1 protein-coding gene is annotated in these 7,859 nt (G+C 65.5%); it reads left to right on the top strand.

Features of this window, described 5'->3' with window-relative positions; genetic code table 11:
- Positions 1–249: 249 nt before the first annotated feature.
- Positions 250–7,713, top strand: coding sequence for an amino acid adenylation domain-containing protein (locus ACTDXD_RS01995; protein WP_440125542.1), 7,464 nt, complete (start codon positions 250–252; stop codon positions 7,711–7,713).
- Positions 7,714–7,859: the final 146 nt, after the last annotated feature.

Raw genomic sequence — 7,859 nt, 5'->3', positions numbered from 1 at the left:
TGCCCGTGGGGTCGCCGAGAGGCGGCCCCACGGTCGTTCGTCTGCAGGTGTCGAGTTCGGCCGACGGTAACGTCGAAGCTGCCCGGAGAGATCTAACCAAGAGGTTACTAACGGGTAAGGAAAGCTCGCCGATACGGATGACTATGCTGGCTCGGTTCGCATCAGGCGAGCTTTGAGGTACCGAAAGCGAAGGGTGTGGGCTTTTACATGCGTTCACGACACGACGGCGGCTCGGATGGGGTTACTCCGATGAATGCCCCGCAGTCGAACGAGCCACAGCCGTCGGTACCCGAATCGAGCACCGAGCATCCGGCCGACGGTGTACGCGGCGGCACTGTCGATCGCAGCGGTGCCCGTGCACCTCGGGCACCCCGGGCACCCCGGCCTGCCCGCGCGGAGCGTCCTGCCCGCGGTGAACGTCGTGGTGGGCGTGGTCGGGGTGTGGTGTTGCCGCAGTTGTTGGTGTCGGCGGTGGAGTCGTGTGGTGATGCGGTGGCGGTGGTTGCTGGTGGGCGGTCGTTGTCGTATCGGGAGCTCGATGAGGTGTCGTCGCGGTGGGCTCGGTGGTTGATTTCTCGGGGTGTGGGTCCGGGGGATGCGGTGGTGGTGGCGGTGCCGCGTTCGCTCGAGTCGGTGGTGGTGTTGTGGGCGGTGGTGAAGTCGGGGGCGACTTTTGTGCCGGTGGATCCGGGGTATCCGGCTGAGCGTGTCGAGTTCATGGTGTCCGATTCGGGTGCTGTGTTGGTGGTGACGGTGTCGTCGGTGGTGGATGTGGTGTCGGTGTCGTGTCCGCCTGCGGTGCCGGTGGTGGTGTTCGATGATGCGGGTGTGGTGTCGGAGGTGGCGGGGTTGTCGTCGCGTCCGGTGTCGTATGCGGATCGGGTGCGGTCGGTGGAGCTTGTTGATGCGGCGTGGATGATTTATACGTCGGGGTCGACGGGGCGGCCTAAGGGTGTGGTGGTGTCTCATGCTGGTGTGGCGCCGTTGATTTCGGCTGAGCGTGAGCATTTCGGGGTGGATGGGTCGTCTCGGGTGTTGCATGTGTGTTCGCCGAGTTTCGATGTGTCGTTGTTGGAGTTGTTGGTGGGGTTTTCGGCGGGGGCGTCGGTGGTGGTGGCTCCGGCGGGTGTCGGTGGTGGGCCGGAGTTGGCGGAGTTGATTGCGGCGGAGCGGGTGTCGCATGTGTTCATGACGCCGGGTGCGTTGGGGTCGATGGATCCGGTGGGGTTGGATTCGTTGTCGACGGTGGTGGTGGCGGGGGAGTCGTTTACGCCGGAGTTGGTGCGGCGGTGGTCTGTTCCGGGTGTGCGGCGTTTTTTCAATGCGTATGGTCCGACGGAGACGACGATTTTGGCGACGAGTTCGTCGGAGTTGGTGGCGGGTTCGGTGGTGTCGATCGGGTCGGCGATTGCGGGGGTGGGGTGTTTTGTGCTGGATGAGCGGTTGCGTCCGGTGCCTGAGGGTGTGGTGGGGGAGTTGTATGTGGCGGGGGCGCAGGTGGCGCGGGGGTATCACGGTCGTGTGGGGTTGACGTCGTCTCGTTTTGTGGCGGATCCGTTTTCGTTGTCGGGTGGGCGGATGTATCGGACGGGGGATCTGGTGCGTCGGGGTGGTGATGGGGTGTTGGAGTATGTGGGGCGTAGCGATTTTCAGGTGAAGGTGCGGGGGTTTCGTATCGAGTTGGGGGAGATCGATGCGGTGTTGTCGTCGTTGCCGGGGGTGGGTTTTGCGGTGACGGTGGGGTCGGTGTTGGCGTCGGGTGAGTCGGCGTTGGTGTCGTATGTGGTGGCGGAGTCGGGTGTGGTGCTCGAGTCGGGTGTGGTGCGTGAGCGGGTGGCGGGGGTGTTGCCGGGGTATATGGTGCCGGCGTTGGTGGTGGTGCTTGATGAGGTGCCGTTGACTCCGGTGGGGAAGGTGGATCGGGGGGCGTTGCCGGAGCCGGTGTTTGCGGTGCGGGAGTTTCGGGCGCCGCGGTCGGTGGTGGAGGAGTCGGTGGCGTCGGTGGTGGCGTCGGTGTTGGGTCTGGGGCGGGTCGGTTTGGATGATTCGTTTGTGGATTTGGGTGGGAATTCGTTGGCGGCGACTCGTGTGGTGGCGCGGTTGTCGTCGGTGGTGGGTGTGCGGGTGCCGGTGTCGGTGGTGTTCGAGGTGGGGTCGGTGGAGGAGTTGGCTGCCCGGATCGAAACACTGGTGTCCGGAAGCGACTCGGTGCCGTTGGCGGCCCGTGAGCGTCCCGAACGTGTTCCGTTGTCGTCGGCCCAGCAGCGGATGTGGTTCCTCAACCGCCTGCACCCGGAGTCGTTCGTCGACAACATCCCGATGGCTATCAGGCTCTCCGGAGATCTGGATCGTGCGGCATTGCGCTCAGCAATGGATGACGTCGTTGCCCGGCACGAATCGCTGCGCACCGTTTATCCGGACATCGACGGCATCGGATACCAGCAGGTACTCCCGGCATCGGATGCCCGGCTCGCTGTGTCACCGGAACCGCTGTCTGCAGACGAGGTCCCCGATCGCATCGCGGAGATCGTGACCGCCGGGTTCGATGTCACTCGTGAGGTTCCACTTCGAGTGCGTCTGCTCGAGGTGTCGGAGCGCGAGCACGTGCTGGTTGTGGTCGTCCACCACATCTCCGCCGACGGCTACTCGATCGGCCCACTCGTGCGTGACGTGGTGACCGCCTATGACGCCCGCGTCGGTGGGAATGCGCCCTCGTGGACTCCACTCGAAGTGCAGTACGCGGACTACACACTGTGGCAGCGTGAGGTGCTCGGCGACGAGTCCGACCCTGAGTCTCTGCTGTCCCAGCAGGTGGAGTTCTGGCGACACGCCCTCGCCGAACTGCCGGAAGAGCTTCCGCTTCCCGTCGACCGCCCGCGACCCGCAGTGGCGAGCAACCGAGGTGCCTCGCTGCGTGTAGACCTCGACCGCGACGTGCGCGCGGGTATCGCTGATCTGGCACGACGCAGTGGCGCAACGGAATTCATGGTTGTCCACGCTGCGCTCGCAGTGCTCCTCGCGCGGATGAGCGGTACCGAGGACATCGCGATCGGCACGCCTGTGGCCGGGCGTGGGGAGGCTGCCCTCGACGATGTGATCGGCATGTTCGTCAACACTCTCGTGCTGCGTACCGAGGTCGACGGTGGGGGATCGTTCGAAGAGTTGCTTGCTCGGGTGCGGGTCGCGGATCTGGACGCATTCGTACATGCGGACGTGCCGTTCGAACGTCTTGTAGAGGTGCTGGACCCGCCGCGCTCGCAGGCCCGTCACCCGCTGTTCCAGGTGATGCTGACGTTCCAGAATATGCCGGTGTCGAACCTCGAGCTGCCCGGGTTGAATATATCTGGTGTCGAGTTCGACACGGCAACAGCAAAATTCGACCTCCAGATCACCGTCGCCGACACTGTAGGGGCGGATGGTGCACCCGGTGGTTTCGCCGTCGAATTCAATTACGCGACGGAACTGTTCGACACCACCACGGTGGAGAGCCTCGCGGGGAGGTTCGTCCGTATCCTCGGCGCGGTGATCTCCGACGAGCGGACCGCCATTGCGGATCTGCCGCTCCTCGACGAGAGCGAGCGTGAACGGATTCTGACCACCTGGAGTTCACTCGGCGCCGGTTCTCCGGCGCGAACTCCGGACACACTCGCCGGTCGTCTGTCGGAATCTGTGCTCGGTCACGGCTCCGCGCCTGCCGTCACCTTCGGCGGCACTACCATCGACTACGCCGAACTCTCGGCTCGGGCCAACCGGATGGCACGTCGGCTCGTCGCGGCCGGTATCGGCCCGGGGGCGCTCGTGGCGGTGGCCTTGCCACGCTCGATCGACCTAGTTGTCGCGCTCATCGCCGTGATCGAGTCGGGCGGCGCCTACCTGCCGGTCGATCCGACCTATCCGCAGGACCGCATCCGGTACATGCTCGACGATGCGCGCCCCCGGGCGATCGTCACCTCGGGCGTGATCGGGCGTGACGACGGTGCCAGTGTGCTGTGGAACAGCGGGATCGACATCCTTTGCACCGAGAGTGCGGACACCGCTGAAGAATTCGCGGCAGACCCGCTCACCGATGCGGACCGTCGGGCACCGCTGCGACCCGACGATCTCGCCTACGTCATCTACACCTCGGGCTCCACGGGTCGTCCGAAAGGTGTCGGTGTCACTCACCGCAACGTTCTCACTCTTTTCGAGAATGCGGACCCGTTGTTCGGTTTCGGATCGGACGACGTGTGGACCCTGTTCCATTCGTACGCCTTCGACTTCTCGGTGTGGGAACTGTGGGGGCCACTACTCCACGGTGGCAGGCTCGTCGTCGTCGACTACCCGACCTCGCGGTCGCCGGAGCTGTTCGCAGGTCTCGTGCGCACCGAAGGCGTGACCGTCCTCAACCAGACGCCCTCTGCTTTCTACCAGTTCGACGAGGCGGACCGTGCCCTCGCCTCGAGTGAGGTCGAGGCCGCACCTTCGAGACTGCGGTACGTGGTGTTCGGCGGCGAGGCGCTCGATCCGGGACGCCTCGACGGCTGGTTCGACCGGCATCCCGTCACGCCCCGTCTGATAAACATGTACGGCATCACGGAGACGACAGTGCACGTCTCCTTCCACCCTGTCGAGCGCACCCATGCGCAGGCCGGGGCGGCAAGCGCGATCGGGCGATCCCTGCCCGGACTCGCGGTGCGCGTGCTCGATCGACGGTTGCAGCCGGTACCCCAGGGTGTGCCCGGTGAGGTCTATGTGTCCGGCGACCAGTTGTCGCGCGGGTATCTCGGACGCCCTGACCTGACGGCAGTGCGGTTCGTCGCAGATCCGTTCGGCCGGGGCAGGCTGTACCGCACCGGGGATATCGCTCGCTGGAACTCGGCCGGAGTCCTCGAATACGCAGGCCGCAGTGACTCCCAGGTGCAGTTGCGTGGTTTCCGCATCGAACTCGGCGAGATCGAGGCGGCTCTGCTGCAGGCATCGGGTGTTGCCCACGCCGTTGCGATGGTTCGCGACGATGGTCTCGGCGAACGACTCGTGGGCTACGTCGTGCCCCGAGCCGGTGAGACCGTGGTCTCGGCAGATGTGCGCGCCCGGGTGTCGGAGTTCCTGACCGGCTACATGGTGCCCGACATTGTGACCGTGCTCGACGAACTGCCCCTGACGATCAACGGAAAACTCGACCGTCGGGCTCTCCCCGCGCCGCGGATCGATGTTCTCGGTGACGATTACCGGGAACCGGTGACGGAGTCCGAACGCGCAGTGGCACAGATCTTGTCGCAGATCCTCGACGTCGACAAGGTCGGAGCGGACGACTCGTTCTTCGATCTGGGCGGCAACTCGCTCATCGCGACACGGGTGATCGCGCGGATCAACGAGGCACTGGGTTCGAACCTGGCGATCCGTGAATTGTTCGAGGACCCCACCGTTGCAGGTCTGGCAGCGCGGGCCGACTCCGGGCAGGGTGGCCGGACGCTCCCCGACCTGGTTGCCGGGGTCCGGCCGGACCGCATCCCGTTGTCGCTTGCGCAGCAGCGCATGTGGGTGCTGAACCAGCTGGATCCGGGGTCGGCGACATACAACATTCCACTCGCCATCCGGTTGCGCGGCGACCTCGACACCGCGGCACTGGCTGCCGCGGTACACGACATCGTCGAGCGCCACGAGTCGCTGCGCACCGTATATCCACAGGACGAGCAGGGGCCGCACCAGAGGATTCTGGACGCCGACACGGTGGATGCCTTCGCGACGGTCGCCGTGGACTCGGAGGCAGAGGCCGTCGCGTCCGTTGTCGAGGTGGTCTCGCAGGGATTCGACGTGGCCACCGAGGTGCCTGTCCGCGGTCGTCTCGTGAGCATCGGTTCTGACGACCACGTCCTTGCACTCGTGGTTCATCACATCTCGGCCGACGGCGCGTCCCTGCCGCCGCTCGCCCGCGATCTGATGTCGGCGTATGTGGCTCGCCTCGAGGGGAAGGCTCCCGCTGCCGGCCCTCTCGAGATCCAGTACGCGGACTTCGCTCTGTGGCAGCAGGAAGTATTCGGTGACGCCGAGGACCCACACTCGCCTGCGGGCGTTCAGCTTGCGTACTGGCGTGCGAATCTCGCCGGGGTTCCCGACCTGCTCGACATGCCCACCGATCGGCCGCGTCCGGCAACTCCGAGCCTGCGTGGCGCCACTCACATGACCCGGGTGACTGCAGAGACCCGCGGTCGTCTCGACGAGCTCGGTGCGGCGCACCGATCCACGTTGTTCATGGTCGTGCACTCCGCTCTTGCTGTGTTGTTGTCGCGGCTGAGCAACTCGCGCGACATCGTCGTCGGCACTCCCGTGGCCGGGCGCGGTGCTCGCGCGCTCGACGATGTCGTCGGCATGTTCGTCAATACGCTGGCGTTGCGCACCGACATCGACCCTTCCGCCACCTTCGGGTCGGTCCTCGACGCGGCCCGCGCTGTGGACCTCGAGGCGTTCGCGAACGCCGACGTGCCGTTCGAGCGAATCGTCGATGAGGTTGTCTCAGCACGATCGGCGGCGCGGCATCCCGTGTTCCAGACGGTGTTGTCGTTCCAGAACATCGAACCGGCACGCCTCGAGCTTCCCGGGTTGACGGTCGAAGCTGTCGACGGTGGCGAACTGGCAGCGAAGTTCGACCTGCAGGTGACCGCGGAACCCGAGGACGGCGCCGACGGTGCGGGCGGAGGGATGGCACTCGCGTTCACGTACGCGACCGACCTGTTCGACCCGGACACGATCGAGACCCTCGCAGAGAGGTTCGTGATGCTCCTGGATACGGTAGCGGCCGACCCCGCCACGGTGGTCGGCGACATCGATATCCGTACGGACAGTGAACGTTCGGTCGCTACGAGTGTCGCGCCGTCTGTGCCGGCGACGACGCCGATGAGTGTGGATCGCACACTTGCGCAGGAACTCCAGGTTGCCGTCGAATCGGATCCGGATGCTCCGGCCGTCGTGTTCGGCGACGCGGAGTCGAGTTTCGGGGAGATCGAGATGCGCTCATCGCAGTGGGCGAGGTACCTGATCTCCCGCGGAGCGACCTCGGCCGATGTCGTGACCGTGGATCTTCCGGTCGGTGTCGATCTGGTGGTCGCACTGTGGGCGGTGGCGAAATCAGGTGCCGCCGTGTCGGTCGACCGGGAGGTGCCCGCCCGCTGGGGACTGACCACGAGCGACCGGATCGCCGAGTTCACGGAGTCGACGGTTGCTGCCGAGACGACGTGGATCTCGATCGACGACCCTGCGGTCGATGCGGCAGTGGCGGACCTGTCCGGCCGTTCACTCGCCTACACCGATCGCCCCGAGGTGCTCGGTCCCGGTGACCGGGCACTGTGCTTCGGTGATGTGTGTCTCAGCCACGGTGAAGGAGTTGCCGCGTTGCGTCGGGGGCAAGATCAGCTGGCCCTGACCTACGATTCGCGCATCCTTCCTGGCGGCGCGGACGCCGATCGATGGACGGTCTTCGCCGTGTTGGCCGCGGCAATTGCCGGTGCAGTGGTCGTCGTTCCTGGTCGCGATGATGATCTCGGCGAACTCGCTCTCGAAGAGTGGATCAGCCACGCTTTCGTTCCGGCCGCTGAGGTATCCGCATTGTCCGATTCCGTGGACCTCGAGGTTGTGATCATCACCGATCGACACGCCGGGGCGAACGATGGCGTTTCAGGCTCCCTGGCAGGCAAGAGTGCCACCCTGGCCGATCCCTGGGTACTGCACGAAAGGTAACTGTTCGGTAACTTTACTTCCGGTCGGGCAGCGTCGGGGCTGTTCGACCGGAAGGAGTCGATTTCGTGGTGAGCGCTGACCGGGGGACGCGTTCGGTTGGGCAGGCCGAAGCGGATGAACTGCGACATAGCGGCCGGAGCACACGG

This window comes from Rhodococcus sp. SJ-3 (genome assembly GCF_051918125.1).
Taxonomy (GTDB): Bacteria; Actinomycetota; Actinomycetes; order Mycobacteriales; family Mycobacteriaceae; genus Rhodococcus.
This window is presented reverse-complemented; position numbering and strand designations above follow the sequence as displayed.

Bases quoted from the DNA above. Each gene is read 5' to 3' on its own strand.
- ACTDXD_RS01995 (WP_440125542.1), top strand. From the start codon at position 250: ATGAATGCCCCGCAGTCGAACGAGCCACAGCCGTCGGTACCCGAATCG.